Raw genomic sequence first — 22,865 nt, forward strand, 5'->3', positions numbered from 1 at the left:
TATCTTACCTTGGTTAAAGCCGCTGTGCAAATGTTCTTGCGCATATCAGGGACGATTCCCAATCAAGCTATTTTGTTTTCTGCAACTTTCCCGTTACAATTAAGGTAGGACAAAATTTTTCTCAAAAAAGGGGCAATTCTTATGGCACAAAAAATTGACTTAGAAACGAGTAAATGGTCGTTGGAATCGATTATTAAAACGGTCGGCACCGATCTTTCCTCTGTTGTAGAGGTACAAAACAAAGATGGCATTGACGTTGTAGTGATCTCGAAAGACGAGTGGCAACATCTTTTGGAATTACTCGATGCACGTCATGCAGAAGGCTATCGGTTGGAACAAGAGCTTCCTGAAGAAATTTTAGTTGACGTTGCCGATACCGACAACCAATACACCGAAGAAGGCGAGTTAGAAATGGAGCTGCCTGAGCGTGTGCATCCAGCACCTGATTTTGAACTGGATTCAGAAGAAATCGTTGAAAGTGATGACGTACTAGATTAAATAAAAAAGCAAAACGGCCCCGGGCTCGTTTTGCTTTTTTATATCTCTTTTTCTTGCCTTTTGGTAATGACTGCTTGCAATCGTTCGATGGCAGGCTGCAATTCTTGTAGCGCCTCTTCTTCGGGTTCTAACTCTGCACACCGTTGCAGTCGCTCTAACCACATTTCTGGTTCTTTGACGCCCAACTGGCCAATGGCCCAATAAGCCGTTCCTCGAATCACTGGGCGCACGTCTTCTGTCGCACAGCGCCAAATCGCTGGCAAGGCACTGCGATCCCCTACATTGGCTAAGGCGATGATGGCATTACGCTGCAACGGTTTTTTCCCCCGCCAAGAGCCAGATAGATGACCAAATTGTGCCTTGAAGGCTTTGTTTGATAAAGACAGCATCGGTTGCAGTTTTGGATAAACGGTATCGACTTCAGGCTCCATCTCTTGATGAAAATGGAAGTCTTTCCCCCGATTATAAGGGCAGACCAGCTGACAAATATCGCAGCCGTAAATCACGTTATGCATCTTTTTGCGGTACTCTTCTGGCATCATACCCTTCGTCTGGGTTTGATAGGACAAACAGCGCTGGGCATTCATTCGACCATCGCCCAATAACGCTTTGGTGGGGCAAGCCGTCACACAACGCATGCAATCACCACAACCAAACGGGACTTCTTCATCTGGTTCAAGAGAGATATTAGTGACGATCTCCCCTAGATAAACAAACGAACCAAATTCTTCCGTAATCAGCAAGCCATTACGACCGATAAAGCCAAGACCCGCCCGCTGCGCTGCCGCCACATCCACCAATTCCCCTGTATCGACTTGCGGTGCGAAACGCCATTCGACTTGTTCTTCCATCGTTTGCGCTTGTTCTTTGATAAAGGCGATCAAGCGATCCAATCGTTCTCGCAAAATATCATGGTAATCGATGCCCCACGAGGCACGGGCAAACATGCCACGCTTTTCATCCCGCGGGACTTTCTCTTTGATTTTTGTCGGATAAGCTAAAGCGATCGCAATGATTGTTTGCGGATTTTCAAATGTCCGTTCAGGATAGATCCGCTCTTCAATCACGGGATGCTCAAAACCAGAGGTATGGCCTTTGGCTTTTTGTTCCCGCAAGGAAGGCTCCAATGCCAAAAACGGCTCCGCTGAAGCAAACCCGATCTTGTCGATGCCAAGCCGCTTGCTTTCTGCAATAATTTTTTCTTTTAAAGACATGCTCGCTACCCTCTTTTGTCCGCTAAGCATCTGCTTCTCGGCTTTTTCTCTTCCCCTATTATACGTAAGCACCTGAAAAAAGTCGATGGTGCGGTTTGTTCCCCCCGTTTTTTTCTTTCTTTAAAAGAACACGTGTTGATTGTTTAAGATTTTAATTAATTTTATCGCTATTTTCCCCGCAACGATTGCATTGAATTTTTCGAATGCTAGACTAGATAAAGGAATCAGAAAGAAATGAACAAATGAAATGGAGATGCTTATGACTCAATTACCCACCGGCTTGACTGCAGCAGAAGTCGCCAAGAAAACCCAAGAGGGGCTGCACAATGATTATGAAACCAAAACCAGTAAATCAACTGCTGCGATCATCAAGGACAATTTACTGACGTTATTCAATTTTCTCAACCTATTGATTGGCGTTTTTTTATTTGCCGTAGGCGCCTATTCCAACATGTTCTACTTAGCGATTATTTTTGTGAATATCACCATTGGGATCAGCCAAGAATTGCACGCACGTAATTTAGTAAAAAAACTCTCACTTGTTTCACCGCAAACGGTACGAGTGATTCGAGATGGTCAAACCCATGAGATTTCAGCCAAAGAATTGGTTTTGGACGACTCAGTCATTCTTGGGGCTGGGGACCAAATCCCCGCTGATATGACGGTGCTTTCTGGACTAGTCGAAGTCAATGAAGCGATGCTGACTGGTGAAGCCGATCTGGTTGTCAAAGAAGCAGGTGCTTCCTTACTCTCAGGAAGTTTCATCGTCAGCGGTGAAGTGACAGGAAAAGTCATTCATGTCGGTGCAGAAAACTACGCAGCGAAACTAAGCAATGAGGCGAAGGTCCACAAACCGATCCGCTCTGAGCTGCTTGCTTCGATCCGTAGTGTATCCAAATTCACCAGCTATGTGATCGTTCCTTTAGGGGTGATTTTGTTCTTCCAAGCCTTTATGATGCGAGATGCTGGGATCAAGGAATCCGTCGTCGTTTCTGCCGCTGCCTTATTAGGAATGTTACCAAAAGGACTTGTCCTGCTGATCAGTATCGCCTTGACGACAGGTGTCATTAAATTGGCCAAAAAACGGATTTTGGTCCAAGACATGTATGCCGTTGAAACCTTGGCGCATGTCGATACCCTTTGTCTGGATAAGACGGGGACGTTGACGGAAGGCCATATGGTTCTCGAATCGATCGTTCCTCTCCAAGCCGACAGCGACCCTAACATGCTCTTAGGGAATTATTTGGCAGCCAGCACAGATAACAATTTGACGATGCAAGCATTGCGTCAAGGCTGCCCTGAGCTAACGGATCATCATCCGATCGAAGTCGCTGCCTTCTCTTCACAGCGCAAATGGGGTGCTGTAGCTTTTGAACATCTAGGAAATGTCTATCTTGGCGCACCTGAAAAAGTCACTGGCTCTGCTGCCTTGCCGCAAGTCAAAGAAGCGCAAGAAGCAGGTCTGCGGGTGTTGATTTTAGCCGTAGAGGCCAATCCAAAAACGCCGACATCCTTTGACCCAACCAATGCACAAGCGGTGGCAGTCTTGATTTTATCTGATATCATCCGCCAAAACGCAGAAGAAACCTTGGCTTACTTAGCGGATCAAGGCATCGATCTAAAAGTGATCTCTGGCGATAATCCAATAGCTGTCGCAGCGATCGCCCATCGTGCAGGCCTAGCGAATGCCGATCAAGCCATCGATCTTTCTACCTTAACGACCGAAGCAGAAGTCCGAGAAGCTGCGACACGCTATACGGTCTTTGGTCGTGTGACTCCTGAACAAAAGAAACTACTCGTTCAAGAATTAAAAGCCAATCAACGGACCGTTGCCATGACGGGTGATGGCGTCAACGATGTGTTGGCACTACGGGAAGCCGACGTCAGCATTGCAATGGCTGCTGGCGACAGTGCGGCTCGTCAAATCGCTAACTTTGTCTTATTGGATTCTGACTTTACTACGTTGCCAGATGTTTTATTTGAAGGACGCCGCGTCGTCAATAACGTGACCAAAGCGTCGGGAATCTTCTTTATCAAGACGATTTACAGCTTCTTGCTCTCTTTGGTTTGTATCCTGACATCCAGCGCCTTTCCGTTCTTGCCGATCCAAATCACATTGATCGACTTAGCAATTGAAGGTTATCCATCTTTCTTCCTTTCCTTTGAAGAAAACAAAGCACCGATCAAAGGTCGTTACTTGCCGACAGTCTTGCTCAATGCGTTGCCAAATGCCTTGTTGGTGTTAGTCAATTACTTTGCGATCCGCTTTTTACAAACCGACTACGGTTGGTCGCAATTTGATACGACGACCTTGTTGTACTATTTGTTGATCGGGATCAGCTGTATCGCTGTGATTCGCGCTTGCTTGCCATTAAATCCATTGCGATTGTTCTTAGCGATTACCACTACCGTGGGGATCTATGTCGCAGCAATGCTTTTCCACGGATTGCTGGAAGTCGGTTTCTTGACCGCCGTAACATTGCCTTACTTCCTTGGCATGATGGCATTGAACATCTGCCTGTACGTGGGGCTTTCTTTCCTAACGAAGCGCTTTTCAGCCAAAATGCTTGTTAAACAATCCTAACCAATTCTGCCGCATCGTCTTTCTTTATCCAGAAAGACGATGCTGTTTTTTTGTCCTCTCCATAGGTGCAACCATACAAGAAGAAAGAAATTTGGTATACTGAACCTGTAGGCGGTTTCAACAAGGACGGTATTTCTTTGGAAAAGGCAACCCCCTTGTCAAACAGCCAAATTTAATCAGAAAGTGTTGGTGAAATTGGATGAAAAAAAGTATTTTACTCGTTTCTCACAGTCAGCAACTCACCGAAGGATTAAAACAGATGATCGAAGAAATGGCTGATGGCGAGTCAGTCACGATCTATTCTTTAGGCGGGACAGCAGAAGGAGAGCTGGGTTCTGACGCCACGAAAATCGTGGATGCCGTCAACGAATCCGCAGATGCTGAACTGATCTTAGTCTTTGCCGATCTAGGCAGTGCCGTTTTGAATGCCGAACTTGCTTACGACATGCTGGAACCTCAGCAACAAGAACGCTATCACCTGATCGACGCGCCGCTGGTGGAAGGTGCCTTTGCTGCAGCGATCACCGCTGGTTTCAGTGATGATTTGGCACAAATCGTTGCAGAAGCAAAAAAAGCAGCCGAGAAAGGATGGCATGAAGCATGAAAAAAATCATTAATGATCCCTCAATGATCGTAGAAGAAATGTTGGCTGGTATCGTAGGCAGTTATCCTGAACTGGTCCATCAAGTCGCAGACTCACGGGTGATCGCTAAGAATAATCAAAAAGAACAAGTCGGTCTTGTTTCTGGTGGTGGGAGCGGACATGAGCCGGCCCATGCTGGCTTTGTCGGTGATGGGATGCTTAGCGCCGCCGTTTTAGGCGATGTCTTCACCTCCCCGACCCCCGACCAGATTTTGACGGCTATCCAAGATTCTGATCAAGGACAAGGCGTCTTGTTGATCGTCAAAAACTATACTGGCGATATCTTGAACTTTGAGATGGCCAAAGATATGGCAGAAATGGAAGAGATCACGACGGAGATCGTGGTCGTGGATGATGATATCGCTGTTGAAAACAGCACCTATACTGCTGGCAAACGAGGAGTTGCCGGTACGGTTTTAGTCCATAAGATTTTAGGCGCAGCTGCTCGTAATGGTGCCAGCTTAAGCGAATTAAAAACACTGGGCGATGCCTTGGTTGCATCGATCAAAACCATTGGGGTCGCATTAAAAGCGGCAACAGTTCCTGAAGTTGGGAAACCAGGTTTTGACTTAGCCGATGATGAGATCGAGTATGGCGTGGGCATCCACGGCGAACCTGGTTACCGTCGTGAAAAACTGAAACCCTCACGTGAACTAGCACAAGAGTTGGTGGAAAAAATCTTGGCGGATTATGAAAAGACCCCAGAAAAAGTCGGTGTCTTGATCAACGGTATGGGTGGTACGCCGCAAATGGAGCTGTTCGTTTTTGCCAATGATGTCGCGAAATTACTCGCAGAAAAAGACATCCCTGTCTCCTTCCATAAAGTCGGCAATTTCATGACTTCCATCGATATGCAGGGACTTTCACTGACCTTGATCGACTTCAGCGAAACGGATCACACCGATGCGTTAAATGAAGCCGTCACAACAATAGCCTGGTAAAGGAGCGAATAGAGATGCAATTGACAACAGAAACGGTGCAAGCATGGTTAGATACCTTCACAAAAGAAATCGAAGCAAACAAAGCCTATTTGAGCGATTTAGATACACCGATCGGCGACGGAGACCATGGCAACAATATGGCACGCGGCGTAGCTGCTTATCAAGAAGCTTATGCCAAACAACAGCCAACGACGATCAGTGATACCTTTAAAGTCTTCTCGATGGCAATGATCTCAAAAGTCGGCGGCGCTTCAGGTCCCCTTTATGGTTCGGCGTTTATGAATATGACTAAAGCAACGAAGGAACTAGAAACGATCGACTCCTTTGAACAATTAGGTACGATCGTTGAAGAAGGCTTGACCGGCATCAAAATGCGGGGAAAAGCTGAGTTTGAGGATAAGACCATGATCGATGTCTGGCAACCTGTCGCAGAAGCCTTGAAAAAAGGTGAATTGACCAAAGACACGATCGAAGCAGCGAAAGAACATACCAAAGAACTCGTTGCTAAAAAAGGCCGCGCCTCTTATGTTGGTGAACGTGCCATCGGTCATATCGATCCCGGATCGGCTTCTAGTGCGATTTTGTTTGACTCACTATTAACGGTGATAGAAAAGAATTAAAAAACGCTGCTCTTACAAAGCACCGTTTAAGACAAAAGACAAACCTTATGATTACGTAAGGTTTGTCTTTTTCTTGCTTATTCCTCTTGTAAAATCGTTTGGGCAACTAGCTTCACGTATTGATCCATGCCATCTGGATTTGGATGGACCCGATCTTCATAGAACCATGACTCTTGGTCATTACTCAAATCATACCAATCGATCAAGGTCATATTGTCGTATTTTTCCGCCATGCGTTCCAACATCCGATTGACTTCATTTTGCCAACGCTGTGTCGGTACCCGCACATTGATCCAGTAGACTTTGCGATCACCGATCTCATTCATAAAGCTGTCAAATTGGGCTTCTGTAAAGGAACCATTCGTCCCTAGCCCCACAAGGACGGTATCCCGCAAAAGATTTTTTTCTTTCAAGTCTTTGATCAATTCAGGGCTCGCATACAGCTGGCGCCCAACATCCCCATCAACTACCGCTTGGGTAAAGACTTCTTTCAAGTCAGCCGTTGCATCCAGCATCACGGAATCACCAAAAGCCGTGATTTCAAGAGATTCTGCTTTTTTCACTTGAGCTGCTGTTAAATCATATTTTTCCATGATATTTTTTTCATCTTCACTCGTGCTCGCCTCATCGTCTGCTTCATTGCCTTCAGCATTCGCATTCTTTTGCGATTGCTCTGCCGCTTTTTTATTGGCCGCAATGTTGTCTTTCAACTGCTGCTGCTGGGCATCGACATAATTCGTCGGTGCGGTCACGACGCCAAACAAAGCAACGAGTGTAATCAGTAAGCTGGGCACTAACCACGGTTTTTTCCAACTAAAAATTGGTTTGCTGAACCAGCCGCGGACCGTTCTGAATGTATCTTTGTACTGGAATTTACGCATTGGGTTTTCGATAAACCGATAGGACAATTCACTGATAAACAAGATCAAGAATAGTTCCACTAACGTGTGCATCAGCACGTTCTCCCCGATATTCCCCACTTTTGCTTCGTAAAAAATCATCACTGGAAATTGATACAAATAAATCCCATAACTACGCTTGCCGATATAACTGAAAATCGGATTACTCAATACCCGGTTCAAGCTGGCTCCGGGATGAGCGGTGACTGCCACAAGAATCGTACATAGGATACTGATCAAGAACATGCCGCCATAATAGACAAAGGTCAAATGATCATCTAAGAAAAAGAACGCTGCGATCAGACCAGCCAAGGAAGCAAAGCCAGAGATATTCAAGACCCGTTTGGCTTTTTGCGGTATCTCTTTCTTCAAATGGGTACTTGGCCAAATGAATGCTAAGGCACTCCCCATCCAGATCGAAAAGAGCCGCGTATCCGTTCCATAATAGACCCGTGTCGGATCAGCGCCTGGTGTGTAAAGGACTGCTAACAGAATTGCCGACAAAATCGTGACTGCGGCAGTAAATTTAAAGGCGCGATGCCTCTGCTTGCCGATTTTCATCAACAAAATAAACACTAAAGGCCAAATCAGATAGTTCTGTCCCTCTACAGCCAGCGACCACAGATGGGTAAAGGGGGATTCATTACCGAACCGATCAAAATAGGATAACCCATGATTGATCTGCCACCAGTTGTTGTAATACAGCAACGAGCTAACAAAAACCCCGCGCAAATTATTCAACAGGTTTCGCTGGAACAACGTGATATATGCTGCTGAGATAAGCAGCATCACCACCATTCCTGGATAGAGCCGTTTCATCCGCCGAACATAAAAATCTTTGACTTTGATTTTGCCGTTTTGATCCCACTCTTGCCTCAGCAAGTCAGTGATTAAATAACCTGATACGACAAAGAATACTGGAACTCCTAAATACCCGCCTCGCATATGAGTAGGTAGTAAATGATATAAAATAACGCCGATGACTGCCAAGGTTCGAATGCCGTCAAACCCGGTAATATAGCGGCTTGTGCTTAAACGTTTATTCATTTTTCAACCACTTTTCTCTAATTGATCCAATTGTTTCATAAAAAAACAATTTCAGCATGAACGCTATTGATTCCATACTCTCATAATTTACCAGAAATCCCCCATATAAAGCTAGCAACATCTGCTATATTTCAAAAAAATTAATTTTTGACGAAAAAAAAGTACTTCTATAAAGAAATACTTTTTTCAACTCCTTTTTTACAGTTCTTCTTCATAAAACCGCCCCAAAATCTGGACATTTTCCGCAATACTAACAAAGGCTTTTGGATCGGCTTCTTTCATAGCACTGCGCAGCATCGGCAGTTCAAAGCGTGTGACTACCGTCAGCAAAACCGTTTGTTTGTCATGCTTGTAGGCCCCTTCGGCTTCATTGATGATGGTAATGCCTCGCCGCATATGTTTTTGGATCGTTTGAATGACTTCTTCTGGGTTGCGAGTGATGATCGTCACCTGCATTTTCTTTTGCTTCGTAAAGACCGCATCCGTCACTTTTCCACTGACAAAAATCGCGATCGCACTATACAACGCATATTGCCAGCCAAACAAGATTCCGGCGGCGAACAAAATAACAATGTTAAAGAAAATCGATATCGAGCCGATCGTCTTCCCTGTCCGTTTGCGGATGGCAATGCTGACAAAATCCAGCCCACCGGAAGAAAGACCATTCTTCAAGGCATAGCCGATCCCCACTCCATTGATGGCACCACCAAAAATCGCACAGATCATCGGGTCCGTCGTGACGGTTTCTTCTGGCAAAATTTGCACGAATAAGGATGTCAATAAAACAGTGATTCCAGTAAAGATCGTAAATTTGTGGCCGATCTTAAACCAGCCAAGAAAAAATAATGGCACATTCAACAATAATAGCGCAAGGGATAAGGGGATATAAAACCCGATCCATTCTCTTGAGATCGTAGTAATGATCTGAGCGACACCGGTAATGCCGCTGGAATAAATATTGCCCGGCTGATAGAAAAAATTGACCGCAATCGATGCCAGCAGTGCGTACACGATTGAGAATGAAAGTTTGTTGGCATATTCCGGATGAGGGAGCCATTTAAACAGAGGAGTCATTGCATTTTATAGCCTCACTTTTTTGATTTGCCTTTATTATACTTCAGCACATAAAAAAAGAAACGAGCAATGAAAGAAATGGGTGAATTCTCATGAACTTTTTTCATTCATTCACCAATTTCTATTTCATCACTCATTTCATCATAGGTTTAACGCTTATTCGTTTTCTTCAACCGTTGTTACATCAATGCTCAAGTCAAACAGTTGCATTGGTGAAACGGTACTTGGTGCTTGTGACATTGGATCAGCCGCTTTCCCATTTTTAGGGAAGGCAATGACTTCGCGAATGTTTTCTTCACCAGCCAAGAGCATCACTAACCGGTCTAACCCAAGGGCGATGCCGCCATGTGGTGGGAAACCATAATCCAAAGCATCCAATAAGAAGCCAAATTGATTTTGCATCTCGCGACGTGAGAAGCCTAGCGCTTCAAACATTTGCTCTTGCACTTCCCGTGTATGGATACGCAATGATCCGCCACCTAGCTCGTAACCGTTTAGCACGATATCGTAGGCTTGCGCATAGACCTTTGAAGGGTCTGTCGTTAACAACGGCAGATCGCTTTCTTTTGGCAATGTGAACGGATGGTGAGCAGAAACATAGCGACCTGCTTCTTCATCGTATTCAAATTGCGGCCAGTCAGTAACCCATAGGAAGTTGAATTTGCTCTCGTCGATCAAGCCTAATTCTTTTCCTAATTTATTACGAATCGCACCTAACGTTGCTGAAACGATCTCAAAGGAATCGGCACCAAACATCAGAATATCGCCAACTTCCGCATTGGCTGCTGCAATAATCGCGTCGGTTGCTTCCGTCAAGAATTTAGCGATCGGTCCTTTCAATCCATCTTCTTCAACTTTGACCCATGCCAATCCTTTGGCACCAAATTGGCCAGCGTAATGGCCTAGATTGTCCATGTCTTTTCTTGAGTATTTGTCTGCAGCCCCTTTGGCGTTCAAGACTTTCACAACGCCGCCTTTTTCAAGAGCCATTTGGAAGACTTTAAAATCAACGTCTTTCACAACTTCTGATAAGTCGATAAGCTCCATGTCAAACCGTGTATCTGGTTTGTCACTGCCGTAGCGTCCCATTGCCTCATCATAGGTCATCCGTGGGAATGGCAAGGTAACTTCGATGCCTTTGACTTCTCGCATCACTTTTGCCAATAGCTCTTCCGTATAGGTTTGGATTTCTTCTGCCGTCAAGAAAGAGGTTTCGATATCGACTTGGGTAAATTCTGGTTGACGGTCGCCCCGCAAATCTTCGTCACGGAAGCAACGTACGATTTGATAGTAGCGATCGAAGCCGGCGCCCATCAATAACTGTTTAAAAATTTGTGGTGATTGCGGCAACGCATAGAAATGACCTGGATAGATCCGTGAAGGAACCAAATAATCCCGCGCGCCCTCTGGTGTTGATTTTCCTAGATAAGGTGTTTCGATATCCAAGAACTCGTTCGTGTCTAAGAAATTGCGGATCGCTTGCGTCGTTTTCGCCCGCATCACGATGTTGTTCGTCATTTTTGGACGACGCAAGTCTAAATAACGGTATTTCATGCGAATCTCGTCGCCAACGGTTTGATCATCTTCAATCAAAAAGGCTGGTGTTTTTGCAGTGTTTAAAATCGTGATTTCGCTGATCATCACTTCATAGGCACCTGTCACCATTTTCGGATTGATGGCTTCTGGTGCACGATTGATGACTTGACCCGTTACTTCTAATACATATTCGCTGCGGCATTTGTCCGCGATTTCCCAGGCTTCTTTCGAAACCTCAGGATTGAAGACGATTTGCACGATCCCTTCCCGGTCGCGTAAGTCAATAAAAATCACGCCACCTAAGTCACGGCGCTTTTGCACCCAGCCTTTTAGTGTCACTGTCTGGTTTAAATGGGTCTCATTTACTAACCCGCAATATACTGTACGTTTTGTCATTCTTTTTCTCCTCACTCAAACATTTTGGTTGTCATTTCATCGTAGATCTCATCGAAGCGGGCATAAAGATCCGCTAACGGAAATTGTTTTTCTTCACGGCTTGCCATGGATTTGATATTGATCACTTGTTCTGCTAATTCTGTTTCGCCTAGAGTCAGAACCAACCGTGCCCCTTGTTTATCAGCAGATTTGAACTGGGCTTTGGCTTTACGATCCATGAAATCACGATCGGCAGAAAAGCCGAAATTACGAATCGCTTGCACGACTTTCAGCGCTTCTAAATTGGTTTCTTGTCCCAGACCAACCACATACGCATCTAACTCATTCAAAGCAGGAATCACAACTTCTTCGGCTTCCATAGTGATCAATAAACGTTCGATCCCCAAAGCAAAACCGAAACCAGGTGTTTCTGGTCCACCTAGCTCTTCCACTAAATGATTGTAACGACCGCCGGCACAGATGGTGGCTTGCGCCCCCATTTTTGGTGCATCACTCATGATCTCAAAAATCGTGTGGGTATAATAATCCAGACCACGCACCATATTCGAATCGACCTCATAAGGGATCTCCAACGCATCCAGCATACTCGTTACGGTTTCAAAATGTGCCTTGGCATCTGGCGTTAAGTAGTCTAAGATCGATGGCGCATCTGCCACAAATTTTTGGTCTCGCTTGTCTTTGCTGTCAAGAACCCGCAAAGGATTCTCATGCAAGCGGCGTTTTGAATCCTCACTAAGCTCCGCTTCATGGGGCGCTAGATAATCGATCAACGCTTGACGATAGTTTTGGCGTGTCTCTTTGTCACCTAATGAATTGATGACCAAGCGCAATTGACTCAGTCCTAATTGACGATAAAAATCCATTGCCATCGCCATTGTCTCAACATCGGTCGCTGGATTTGCTGAACCGAAAACTTCGACACCGATTTGGTGGAATTGACGCAAACGGCCTTTTTGCGGACGTTCATAACGGAACATTGGTCCCATGTAAAACACTTTATAAGGCTTCGTATGTTCTGGTCCGAATAGTTTGTTTTCGACATAAGAACGAGCGATCGGTGCGGTGCCTTCTGGACGCAACGTCACATGCCGCTCTCCTTTATCGTAAAAATCATACATTTCTTTTGAAACGATATCCGTTGTGTCACCGACACTGCGGGCAATCACTTCAAAGTGCTCAAAAATCGGTGTCCGAATCTCGTTGAATTGGTAATCGCGAAACACTAAACGTGCTGTTTCTTCCACAAATTGCCATTTTTCGGATTCTCCTGGCAAAATATCGTTGGTTCCTTTTGGACGTTGGTAACTCATCGTATGCATCCTCCTATTTGTTTCATGGTTGCCCATGTTCTTTGCTTTCATTGCTTGTTTGCTTATTCACCTATTGCTTGTTGCTCATTGATGTGGGTGGGTTGTTCTCGTGTTTGACTTTTGGGTTATTGCGCTCTTTGCCGTTGGTTGCTGGTCATCATTTCGTTGGCTTCGACTGCAATTGAACGAAGCAAAAAATGCCAAGTACAGCTTTCATGTCTCACTTCTTACGCCAGTCATAGTGATTCCTAGTTCGGTTACTACGCTCCCTGCACTCGCCTAGTACTGTTCATCATCTGCTCTGTTCCGCTTTGCGGACCAGTCGCAGTGATTCACAGCAAAAAACTCGCCCTTGTTTTTTTATACAAGGGCGAGTTTTGATTACACGCGGTACCACCTAAATTCGAGAAATGTTCTTCTCCTTCGCTCGATTAACGCTCGGTCACGGAACAGCTTTTCTTCTGTTCATCTCCAGATTGTCTTTCCTTTACACGTCCTAAACTGCTTTCAGCCGGGGCAGTTTTCTCTTTTAAGGAGTAGAATAAAGTACTCGATCCTTCACTGATTTTTGATATTATCTATAAACTACAAGAAAGCTATGAAAAAGTCAAGGTGTTTCACTGTCTTTTTCATTCCGCTGCTCTCTAGTAGCATTTTCTCTAGTGGCCAACGCAAAGAAGCTCTCCTTCTGTTTGCTTTTCTTCCTTTTTGCGTTATGCTGAATAACGAAGGTTTTGTTTCTATGAAAGGAGCTGTTTTTATGTCTTTATATTCAGGCTATATCCGTCAACCACACTACTATGAGACCGATCAAATGGCGATCATCCATCACGCCAATTATATCCGCTGGTTTGAAGAAGCCCGCGTGGAATTACTCGCGTTTTTGGATTTACCGTATCATACCATCGAAGAAGCTGGCTTGATCGTTCCCGTGCTGGAAGTCAGTGCGCAATACAAAACGATGATTCGCTACGAAGATGAGGTGCGAATCGATGTTTTGGTCGACAAATATACTGGCACGCGTTTGGATTTTCGCTATGAGATCTACAAAACTAGCGACGGTCAGTTGGCAACGACGGGGACTTCAAAGCATTGTTTTTTAGCAAAAGAGACCAATCGCATCGTGCAGCTGAAGCGTAGTTTTCCTGAAATCCATCAACGATTTGCTGATTATGCTGCCCTGTCAGGGGAATAATCAATTCTGATCACTCATTTAAGTCAAAATCCTTGCTTTTTGAAACGGCTTTCGTATAATCAAAAGTAATTTCAGGGAAGGATGATGGCGATGTACGTGATTAAAGTTTTGCATGGTTACATTGGCAAAGATGGTCGTCGCACTCGTGAAAAAATTCCAGACAAGTTATGGGTCTTTGAAGATCGGAAGCAGTTCGAAGCATTTGCAGATAAAATTGGTGGTCGCGTCAAACCGTTAACTGAAGTCAAACAGCATACGTAAAGAAATAAGCCGTTATCGTCTTTTGCGCATAGACGATAGCGGCTTATCTTTTTTACTGCGAAACAGGATTAGTCATCCAATTCGGTTTCTAGTACTTCACCTGTTTGGGCATTGATTTTCACATCTGTTTGTTTGTTGCCATCTTCTACTTTGACTTCCCAATAGGTTACATTCATTTCTTTGTCTAATGACCAATCTGTTGCTTGACCACCGCCAGCTTCTTTCACGGCGATATCAGAAATTTCTTCCAATGAAAGCAAGTTGGTTAGGTCCAATTGATCGGCATCTTTTTTGACACCGTTTTGTTCATCGGCATCCAATTTTTCCGTTCTTTCTTCAGAAGTTTCTTTGGTTTCTGCATCAATCTTTAATTCAAACTCATTCGTGTCATCCACGCCTTCTACTTGGTAGAAGTAATTGCCAAAAGAAGTATCCAAATCAATCGAAGTGATCGCTGCATCTGGGTATTTATCTTGGAATATTTGGATCGCTTCTTCTACGGTCACTGTAGGTAAGCCGCCATTGGCGATCGCTGCACTGCTTGAAGAGCTGTCTGTTGCTTGTGACGACGTTGTTTCACTTGATGAGGCAACTGCTGTGCTTGAGCTGCTGTTTTGCGCAGGTTCTGAATTTCCCGTGTTGTTTTGTGTACATCCTGCCAATAATCCTAATGCGGCAATTCCGAATAAAATAGTTGTTTTTTTCATGTTTCATTCCTCCAATTGTTTGTGTATTCCTTTTTTCTATATATTTAGAATAACAAGTTCCTCATGAAAAAGAATCAAAAATGCTTGAAGAAAATCTAAAAAAATCTTCATCTTTCTCTTTCATTTGGAAAGGCAAGTTTAAAGATACTGCCTTGCGGTTGATTGTCTGTCACGGTAATTTTGGCATGATACTTGTCTGCCAGCTGTTTTACCAGTGAAAGCCCGATGCCTGAACCAGCAATCTGGCTGGAACGAGAATCTTCTACTCGATAGAACCGTTCGAAAATCAAGGCTTTCTTATCATCGGGAATCCCAATGCCAAAATCGGCGACGGTCAAAGACATCTGTCTCTGCTCTTGCGTCAAGGTCACATGAATCGGCTGATCGGCAGGTGAATACTTCGCGGCATTTTCTAACAGGTTTTGGATGATTTGCTGGAAGTCACGTTTATGCCCACGTTTCATACATTGGTTCTCCACAAAATATTCAATCGATTGCGGAACGATCGTCGCTTGTTTTTCACACTCTTCTCGGACGATCTGGGAAACATCAACAAAGGTCATTTCATCTTGGGATTGATTTTTTTCTAGGTCCAGCAATTGATTGCTCAATGTTTCCAAACGCTTCGACTCTTTGTCGATAAACGCCATTGAGGAAGGAATGACTTCGGGATGTTTGGTTCCACGCCGCTGGATCAATTGGACATGTCCGCGAATCGCAGCTAAAGGTGTTCGCAGCTCATGGGAAGCATCGGCAACGAACCGTTTTTCCCGCTCGATCGTCTCTCGCTGTTCTTTCAATAATTTATTAAAGGTCAATGCCACCGAACGAATCTCGATGGGCTCTTCAGAAACCGTCAGTTCTCCTGTTCGGCTTTGTTCAATCGCAGCAATTTCTTGCGCCATACCCGTAAGCTTCTGACTCCATTTCCCGACACTCCAATAAATCAGCAGACTGCCCACGACAACAGCGATCAGATTCAAGAAACTGCTGATCATAAAGAGGCCATAGGCTAATTCCACACTATCCTCCCCATTGATAGCGATCGTCACCTGATCCCCGTCGACTTCTTGGGTTTTCGTGTAATAGATGCCCTCCTCTGTAAAAACGATGTCTTCGAGAAAAGGAATCACTCGCCCTTGATTGATATCGGCAAAAATCTCTTCCGCATCTTCTGATGAAACGACACTGCCATCGGCTAAGATCACTTGCAGGGCGTCTTCTTCATCTGCCGAGACATAGGCATTGACGAGAAAGTCCCAGGCATCCCCTGATGCCTCGCCTTTTTCGATGGCTTCAAGGATGTTGCTGGCACGATTTTCGATATGTTCAAACAAATAACCTACGGATAATAAAATAAACAGCAGATTGAAGAGAATCAGCAGACCAAAGAGAATCAAGGAAAAGCGGCTCGTCAATTGAAATTGGGCTGTTTTTCTACGTTGGTTGGCTGATTTATTCTTCATGATCGGTCCTCAAGACATAGCCTAATCCACGAACGGTTGCGATCATTTTACCTTTGCCGCAAACATCCAGCTTGTTCCGCAGTGTGCGGATATAGACATCTACAACATTCGTTTGGCCGTCGTATTCATAGCCCCAAATCTCATTCAATAGGTCATCTCTCGTTTTGACGACCTCGGGTTCTTTCATCAATTCATATAAAATCCCAAACTCTTTGGGTGTCAACTCAATGGTTTCACCGGCAACCTGAACCAAGTGCTTGGCGATGTCCATCATCAGCTCCCCCGCCACTAATTGGTTTTGCTGGTTCTTTTGTTGTTTGGCTTCTCGTTGCAACCGTCGCTCGATCACCCGAATTCTGGCAAACAGTTCTTCGATTTCAAAAGGTTTCGTTAAATAATCATCTAATCCGACATCAAGCCCCGTCACCACATCGGCGGTTTGATTTCTGGCGGTCATCATCAAAATCGGGATGTCGCTTTCTTTGCGTATCCGCCGCGCCACTGTGATGCCATCATAGATTGGCAGCATCCAATCCAATAAAATCAGATCAAAAGCATTTGCTTGCTGATTGAACAAGGTCAATGCCTCTTGCCCATCTTTGGCCCAGACCGTGCCATATCCCTCAAAAGTCAATTCGGACTGGATAAAACTGGCTAAACTTTCTTCGTCTTCTACTAGCAAGATCTTCAAAGTCATATGCGCTCCTCCTCTGGTTTTGCTTCTATCATAACGGATTTTTTCAAAACTTCCTAACTGATTGAAAGAAAAAAACATGAAGATTTTTTCATGTTCGACCAAAAAAAGACGGCATGAACCAAGGTCCACTCCATCTTTCATTTATTCCATATTTTTTGCTAACTGATACGTGCCAACGAGTTCCCCTTGTTGGAGTTGAAGCACGTAAGGACATGTTTCAGCCAAAAACTCTCGATCATGACTGATCACCGCTAATAAATCAACTTCTTTGGCAACTGTTCGCAATAGTTTTGCGACTTCCTCCATTTGCTGCAAATCTAATCCACTCGTTGGTTCATCGAAAAACAACAAACGTTTGCCAGAAAGCAAGGCACTGCCAATCGCAACTCGTTGTTTTTCCCCACCCGACAAGCTTTGTGGATGACGGGCAAGGAGTGGTGTTAAGTGCAACAATGAGACAATTTCTTCAAAGCGAGCTGGGTTTTGGGCTTTGATCAGCAACTCTTTTTCCACCGTTTCAAAAAACAGCTGCAAGTTGACATCCTGCATCACAAGAAAACTTTCCTGCAGCAGCTGCTTTTGGGTTCGCTTTTGTCCATTGATGGCAAATACTGCTTCTGGGCATTTTTTCAATCCTGACAGGACTTGCACCAACGTACTTTTGCCAGCACCATTTGGTCCAACGATCCCCACAGCTTGCTTCATCGGCAGTTGTAGTTCAGCCAAGTTGAGCGCCCAATTTCTGCTGTTTGCCGAGCGTTTTGATTGCTTGATCTGCAGATGCGTTGCCGTTAATCCAGATTTTTCTGGCAAAGATTCTCGGCAGTGCTGGGCTGCCAATGTCACCTCACCTACTTTTCGCAATCCTAACTCGTGAATTGCCTCCTCCGGCAGTGACAACAGCTGATCTGCTGGATAGGACGCCCGCAACCGCCCTGCTTCTAATAAGCAAAAGCGGTCTGCCAGTGGCGCCAAATACGCCAAGCGGTGTTCGGCGATCACAATGGTTTTCCCTTGTTGTTTTAAAGAAGCCAATCCTTGAGTCAACTTTTGGATCGCTTCTTGATCCAAATTGCTGGAAGGCTCATCCAATAGAAACACATCATGGGGCAACATCGTGGCTGCAGCGAGAGCAATCAGCTGTTTCTCCCCACCAGAAAGGTCAAAGACACTAGCATCAAGCAACGGGGTCAAGGAAAACTGCTGCGCTACTTCGGTGATTCGCTGTCGAATGTTTTCTGGTGCGACGCCCGCATTTTCCATTGAAAAAGCCAACTCCGAATAGACATCCGTGGTGAAAAATTGCGTCTTGGGGTTTTGAAAGACAACACCGATCGTCTGGGCATAATGGGAGAAATCGGCAACTGGCAAGTCTGTTTCTCCGACACGGATCTTCCCTTGCACTTCGGCAGGATACAGCTCAGGGATCAAGCCATTCAAAACATTGAGCAGGGTCGATTTGCCGCTGCCACTAGCGCCGCACAAAACGATGACTTCCCCAGCTGCGACCGTCAAAGAGAGCTCAGATAATACGGTTCGATTTTCTCGCTTCACTGACACTTGTTCTAATCTGATCATCCAAGCCACATCCTTTTCACGATAAAGCCTCCTAATGCTAAAAAGACCAAGCCATCCCACCAGCGCAGCTTCAGTTCGTGGACGGTGGTATGGGGAGTTTCTGATGCTAACCCGCGTACCAGTGCCGTAGCGGACAGTTCGGTTGCGGTCTTTTCAGCCGACATCAGTAATGGGATCAAAAAATACTCCGCACTTTGCAGCGGATGAAGCAAGATCGATCCTGCCGACAGCGAGATGCCGCGAAAGCGCATCGCTTGGCGAATACTTTTGAAATCTTGTACCAGTGTGGGGAAAAAACGAAATAAGACTGCCAGCGGGACTAATAATACGTTGGGCACGTGCATTTTTTGCAGTGCAGCCATCCACTCACTGTTTTTCGTCCCGCTAATGGCAAAAGCCGCCGCCATGATCGTTGGCAATAAGCGGCGATAACCGACGGAAAAGAAATCCAGCAACACGATCAATGCGTGGTTTCCTTGGCGAAACAAAAAACTATCTGCCAGTGTCAGCAAGACAAACACGCCATAGAGCAGCAAGCCTTTTTTCCAAAAGCCGCTGACTATAAATAGCAGCAGTAAGAAAGTGACAAAGGCAAACTCATCGATCCAGCTGATGGTCACCATCATAGTAAAACTAGCAAAGAGAATCACCGCTAATTTGCTGCGGGGATCAAACCTTGTTTTCGACACATTCCTCACCCTTTATGCGATTGGATCGTTGGTTGAAAATGTTTTTCCATCAAGCGACTGCCGATACCTAAACCAGCCACCGCACCAATCAAAACAGCCAATCCACAAAGCCCTAACATCAAATTGGAGGTATGAGCAAACACGCCGGCAATGTAGGTTTCATCTTTTCCACGAGCCACTAATGAATCGATGTAGGCATTTTTCATAAACCACAGGGGTAAGATCGGACCCATCAAGCCAAAACTAAAGACGATATAACTCGCCAGTACGCGAACGTTTCCTTTGAGCTTTGTTTTGTATTGGATCAAATCAGCTGCTAAGGCACAAATCATATTGGGCAAAAAGGCCAATGGAAAATGTCCTGAAATCAAAAAAAAGAGCCCTACCACGGTACCCATAATGGTGATTGCGCCAAATTTCGGTACTTTATTCAATAAAATCAGATAGATAATGCCAGAAAACAAAGCGGTGACTGCTGGAATAAATAAATTATGAAAACCTGGGATCACAAAACGCAAAATCAATAGACAGACGCTCATTAAAAGAAAATAGATCGCTGTATAGATCCCTACTGCAATTAAATCTTGAACCTTTAGTTTTTTCACTGCGTATTCGCTCCTTCTTGCAAGCAATCAATGAAAAAACCGTTGCTGCTTGCTTGTACAAACTTATTTTTACAAAGCCTCAGTATAGCACAAAGCAGACGTTTTTATGGGGAGATATGCTTATCAACAGTCGATTTTCTTTTAGAACAGAACCAACAAACAGACGTGACTTCTGAATGGCTCCATTTCAACACACAGGGACCTTTAAAGATCCACTAATGGAAAAATGATGCTTTCAAACGCTTAGTTGTTTTCTCCTCTTCCCATCTTTGCGAAATTAATGAATAATAGACAAGGACAAACACTTAAAATCAGCAAAGACTCGCCATCTTTTTTCTTTTTTTAGAAACCAGCAGGTATGTCTAAAAAAAAACAATAACCAAGTTGACCGTCGCTTGTTAACGGAAGAAAATCAACGCTGTACTGCTATGTAAACACCCCAAACCCAACTGTAAAAACATTTTGACACTTGATTTCAAGGCATTGTCAAAGACATTTGATCGTTAGAATGCAGACATTGGCCTAAACTAATGGTAGAAGGAGCGGATAAAATGAACTTAAGCAAACAAATAAAAAAACATCGGGAACGATTAAGTCTCTCTCAGGAAGGGCTGGCAGAAAAACTCTATGTCTCCCGACAAACGATCTCCAATTGGGAGAATGAAAAAAGCTATCCTGATGTTCACAATTTATTATTGCTCAGTGTTCTATTTGATGTTTCTTTAGATGAATTAGTCAAAGGGGATGTTGAACAAATGAAAGAAACGATTGAGAAAACAGAAATGGATCGTTACACAAAAATGATGCTGCTTTTTATACTATTGACCGCACTCTCTGTTGGGCCTGCTCTTTATTTACCCGGATACTGGTGGATTGTCCCGCCTCTATGTTTTTGGCTCGTCTCCATGTATGCCGCATTAAAGATCGAAAAAATCAAGAAAACCCAAAATATCAAAACGTATAAAGAGATCGTTGCCTTCATGGAAAATCAAGACCTCGATGCCATTAGGAAAAAGCGGGACATCAAAAAAGATTTCCTCTCAAAAACAGTCATCGTCTTGATCTTTGCCTTGATTGTCGGCATCATCGCATGGCTTAGTACACTGCCGCATTTACTGATGCGCTGACAAAAAATACAGGGTGCAGCTGCTTTTATGATGAAGCCGCTACAACCTGTGTTTTTTTCAATTCAATGATCTCATCCGCATAAATCAAATTTTTCGGGCGATGGGTGATCATAATGACTAGTTTATTTTTCAATTGGTCTTTGATCGCTGCAAAAAGCTTTTCTTCTGTTGTTTCGTCTAAAGCAGATGTGGCTTCATCAAGGACAATGACTTCTGCGTTTGTGAAAAACAATCGGGCAAAAGCGATTCGCTGTTTTTCCCCACCAGAAAGGTTGGCTCCTTTTTCTCCAATTTCAGCAGATAGTCCTCCCTTGAGTACCTGATAGAATGCGCCTAATTGACATTTTTCTAATACCGCTATGATTTCCTCGTCTGCGATTTCCTTATCAAAAATAATATTCTCTTTCAGCGTTCCTTGGAAGATTGGGGCATCTTGCGATAGATAAAAGATATGCTCATAGAAATCATTTAAGTTATAAGCAGCTAAATTTTTGTGATTGATCAGGATCGCACCGGTCGTCGGCTGATACAAGCCTAAAATCGTTTTGACCAGCGTTGATTTTCCCGCGCCGCTTTCTCCTACTAACCCATAAATTGCTCCCTGCTTCAGCTCCAGTGTGCGATTGGTTAAGATTTGCTTTTCTTGAAGTGTGACGGATAGATCCTTAACTGTGATGCAGTTGATGGTCTCAGACAATGCATCGCCTTGTGTTAATGCTTTGTCCTCTGACAGATAGAAAAATTCGTTTAACCGTGCAAAGGCAACTTTATCTAAGTTGTATTGAACAAAAATCACGTTAAATATTGCAACAGGCGTGTAGATTCGATCCACATAAATAATCAATGCTGCTAAACCGCCCAAGCTGACCGTAATCTGATTTGTAAATGCCAATACCACAATTGCGACTTTGATCAATGCGACTAAGACTGCAAAAAAACCAAAGAAAAACTCATGGATCATCGTCATTTTCGTCAAACGTTCTGTTGTGTCAGCAGCCATGTTTTTATATTGTGCGATCTCTTTTTCAAACCGTTTATTGATTCGAAACGTAACCATTTCCGTTAGTCCGCGAATAAAGGTGCTATTCATGGTTTCTTCTGAAACTAGCGCACGTTCTTTGAGAGAGCGTAAAACTTTCAAAAGCAGATTGGTCACGATAAACACCACTAGATAGCCCACAAGGATCGCTGGAATCAATCTTTTATCGATCATAGCAATAAAAGCTAAGTTAAACAGTGTTTCGGGAAGCAATTCTTTAAACAAGCGTCCATAAAAATTCAAATGGATATTTCTGCCAGCCGCTGCTCCCGCTTCGGTTTTCTGTAAGAGTGCTCCAGAGCCGATCTGCAAGTACTCGGAATAGGCAATCTTGCTGATTTTTACTAAAGCTTGTTCTTTGAGATAGAAATACATGCTGTTGTACAATGTTGTTTTTGGTTTCTGCTCGAGATAGGACAAAAGCGGTACCAGTACTAGCGTTAACCCATAGATAAAAACAACTGGCCAATCAAGTGTCTTGCCAAATGAATCGAGTAGTTTTTGAAAATAAAAAACATTCGCGGCACTCAAAAATGAGACCGCAATTCCAATCCCAACATATACCGTCAATCCTTTTTTAAAATGCCGCCATAAATCAATTGCCATCGTATGCTCCTTTTGCTGCAGTGTTCGTGGAAAAATCGTAAGATAAATAAAACAAACGTTTTCAAAAGTATAATCTATTTTTCGCTTAATGGAAAGAAACATATGAAAGATAGTGAGAAACCATTCTTCGGTC

The 22,865-nt window shown here is 44.1% G+C and carries 20 protein-coding genes and 1 other annotated feature; of the genes, 8 read left to right on the forward strand and 12 right to left on the reverse strand.

The window, feature by feature from the left end:
- Nucleotides 1–141: 141 nt before the first annotated feature.
- On the forward strand, nucleotides 142–498 hold the full coding sequence (locus IGJ44_RS14195) for a hypothetical protein (protein ID WP_005228172.1): 357 nt from the start codon (nucleotides 142–144) through the stop codon (nucleotides 496–498).
- A 38-nt stretch (nucleotides 499–536) separates the two neighbouring features.
- On the opposite strand, the gene queG is transcribed toward IGJ44_RS14195, so the two are convergent.
- Complete coding sequence (gene queG, locus IGJ44_RS14200) at nucleotides 537–1,712, reverse strand: tRNA epoxyqueuosine(34) reductase QueG (protein ID WP_167826884.1); 1,176 nt, start codon at nucleotides 1,710–1,712, stop codon at nucleotides 537–539.
- 259 nt (nucleotides 1,713–1,971) lie between these two features.
- On the opposite strand from queG, the gene IGJ44_RS14205 reads away from it, so the two are divergent.
- The 4 genes from IGJ44_RS14205 to dhaL all read left to right on the forward strand — a co-directional run bounded on the left by IGJ44_RS14205 (nucleotide 1,972) and on the right by dhaL (nucleotide 6,500).
- Nucleotides 1,972–4,296 (forward strand): HAD-IC family P-type ATPase, encoded by a 2,325-nt coding sequence (locus tag IGJ44_RS14205; RefSeq protein WP_167821440.1) that lies wholly within the window; start codon nucleotides 1,972–1,974, stop codon nucleotides 4,294–4,296.
- 199 nt (nucleotides 4,297–4,495) lie between these two features.
- The gene (gene dhaM, locus IGJ44_RS14210) at nucleotides 4,496–4,900 is read left to right on the forward strand and encodes a dihydroxyacetone kinase phosphoryl donor subunit DhaM (RefSeq protein WP_005228160.1); all 405 of its coding nucleotides are present in this window, start codon (nucleotides 4,496–4,498) and stop codon (nucleotides 4,898–4,900) included.
- Entirely contained in the window at nucleotides 4,897–5,880 is a 984-nt protein-coding gene (dhaK, locus tag IGJ44_RS14215; RefSeq protein WP_010750002.1) for a dihydroxyacetone kinase subunit DhaK, read from the forward strand. Before dhaM ends, dhaK begins: the two co-directional genes overlap by 4 nt.
- 14 nt (nucleotides 5,881–5,894) lie before the next feature.
- Nucleotides 5,895–6,500, forward strand: coding sequence for a dihydroxyacetone kinase subunit DhaL (gene dhaL, locus IGJ44_RS14220; protein WP_016609484.1), 606 nt, complete (start codon nucleotides 5,895–5,897; stop codon nucleotides 6,498–6,500).
- Nucleotides 6,501–6,577: 77 nt separating this feature from the next.
- On the opposite strand, the gene IGJ44_RS14225 is transcribed toward dhaL, so the two are convergent.
- From IGJ44_RS14225 to hisS, 4 genes are all read right to left on the reverse strand, one after another.
- Entirely contained in the window at nucleotides 6,578–8,446 is a 1,869-nt protein-coding gene (locus IGJ44_RS14225; RefSeq protein WP_074536791.1) for an acyltransferase family protein, read from the reverse strand.
- Between the two features lie 198 nt (nucleotides 8,447–8,644).
- Nucleotides 8,645–9,520, reverse strand: coding sequence for a YitT family protein (locus IGJ44_RS14230; RefSeq protein ID WP_005233887.1), 876 nt, complete (start codon nucleotides 9,518–9,520; stop codon nucleotides 8,645–8,647).
- Nucleotides 9,521–9,676: 156 nt separating this feature from the next.
- Nucleotides 9,677–11,452: an aspartate--tRNA ligase gene (aspS, locus tag IGJ44_RS14235; protein WP_016612881.1), complete on the reverse strand. Its 1,776-nt coding sequence runs from the start codon at nucleotides 11,450–11,452 to the stop codon at nucleotides 9,677–9,679.
- An 11-nt stretch (nucleotides 11,453–11,463) separates the two neighbouring features.
- Nucleotides 11,464–12,762 (reverse strand): histidine--tRNA ligase, encoded by a 1,299-nt coding sequence (hisS, locus tag IGJ44_RS14240; RefSeq protein WP_034872142.1) that lies wholly within the window; start codon nucleotides 12,760–12,762, stop codon nucleotides 11,464–11,466.
- A 363-nt stretch (nucleotides 12,763–13,125) separates the two neighbouring features.
- Nucleotides 13,126–13,333 (reverse strand) — a binding site (T-box leader).
- Between the two features lie 189 nt (nucleotides 13,334–13,522).
- On the opposite strand from hisS, the gene IGJ44_RS14245 reads away from it, so the two are divergent.
- Nucleotides 13,523–13,957: an acyl-CoA thioesterase gene (locus IGJ44_RS14245; RefSeq protein WP_008379539.1), complete on the forward strand. Its 435-nt coding sequence runs from the start codon at nucleotides 13,523–13,525 to the stop codon at nucleotides 13,955–13,957.
- A 90-nt stretch (nucleotides 13,958–14,047) separates the two neighbouring features.
- Nucleotides 14,048–14,218, forward strand: coding sequence for a hypothetical protein (locus IGJ44_RS14250; RefSeq protein WP_430605868.1), 171 nt, complete (start codon nucleotides 14,048–14,050; stop codon nucleotides 14,216–14,218).
- Nucleotides 14,219–14,286: 68 nt separating this feature from the next.
- Here IGJ44_RS14250 and IGJ44_RS14255 read toward each other — a convergent pair whose 3' ends face one another.
- The 6 genes from IGJ44_RS14255 to IGJ44_RS14280 form a co-directional block, all read right to left on the reverse strand.
- A complete protein-coding gene (locus IGJ44_RS14255) occupies nucleotides 14,287–14,925 on the reverse strand; it encodes a PepSY domain-containing protein (RefSeq protein ID WP_010750007.1) in 639 nt (212 codons plus the stop codon).
- 107 nt (nucleotides 14,926–15,032) lie between these two features.
- On the reverse strand, nucleotides 15,033–16,391 hold the full coding sequence (locus tag IGJ44_RS14260) for a sensor histidine kinase (protein WP_430605869.1): 1,359 nt from the start codon (nucleotides 16,389–16,391) through the stop codon (nucleotides 15,033–15,035).
- Nucleotides 16,381–17,088, reverse strand: a complete 708-nt coding sequence (locus IGJ44_RS14265; RefSeq protein WP_034878320.1) for a response regulator transcription factor — start codon at nucleotides 17,086–17,088, stop codon at nucleotides 16,381–16,383. Before IGJ44_RS14265 ends, IGJ44_RS14260 begins: the two co-directional genes overlap by 11 nt.
- Nucleotides 17,089–17,229: 141 nt before the next feature.
- Entirely contained in the window at nucleotides 17,230–18,666 is a 1,437-nt protein-coding gene (locus IGJ44_RS14270) for an ABC transporter ATP-binding protein (RefSeq protein WP_167827403.1), read from the reverse strand.
- Complete coding sequence (locus tag IGJ44_RS14275; RefSeq protein ID WP_167827402.1) at nucleotides 18,663–19,364, reverse strand: CbiQ family ECF transporter T component; 702 nt, start codon at nucleotides 19,362–19,364, stop codon at nucleotides 18,663–18,665. The genes IGJ44_RS14270 and IGJ44_RS14275 overlap by 4 nt, the downstream gene beginning before the upstream one ends.
- A complete protein-coding gene (locus IGJ44_RS14280; RefSeq protein ID WP_167827401.1) occupies nucleotides 19,361–19,960 on the reverse strand; it encodes an MptD family putative ECF transporter S component in 600 nt (199 codons plus the stop codon). The genes IGJ44_RS14275 and IGJ44_RS14280 overlap by 4 nt, the downstream gene beginning before the upstream one ends.
- A 551-nt stretch (nucleotides 19,961–20,511) precedes the next feature.
- On the opposite strand from IGJ44_RS14280, the gene IGJ44_RS14285 reads away from it, so the two are divergent.
- Nucleotides 20,512–21,087, forward strand: coding sequence for a helix-turn-helix transcriptional regulator (locus IGJ44_RS14285; RefSeq protein ID WP_167827400.1), 576 nt, complete (start codon nucleotides 20,512–20,514; stop codon nucleotides 21,085–21,087).
- Nucleotides 21,088–21,112: 25 nt separating this feature from the next.
- Here the strand turns inward: IGJ44_RS14285 and IGJ44_RS14290 are convergent, their stop codons facing one another.
- Nucleotides 21,113–22,732, reverse strand: coding sequence for an ABC transporter ATP-binding protein (locus IGJ44_RS14290; protein ID WP_167827399.1), 1,620 nt, complete (start codon nucleotides 22,730–22,732; stop codon nucleotides 21,113–21,115).
- Between the last annotated feature and the right edge of the window lie 133 nt (nucleotides 22,733–22,865).

The organism is Enterococcus sp. DIV1368d, assembly GCF_050542975.1.
Taxonomy (GTDB): domain Bacteria; phylum Bacillota; class Bacilli; order Lactobacillales; family Enterococcaceae; genus Enterococcus_D; species Enterococcus_D casseliflavus.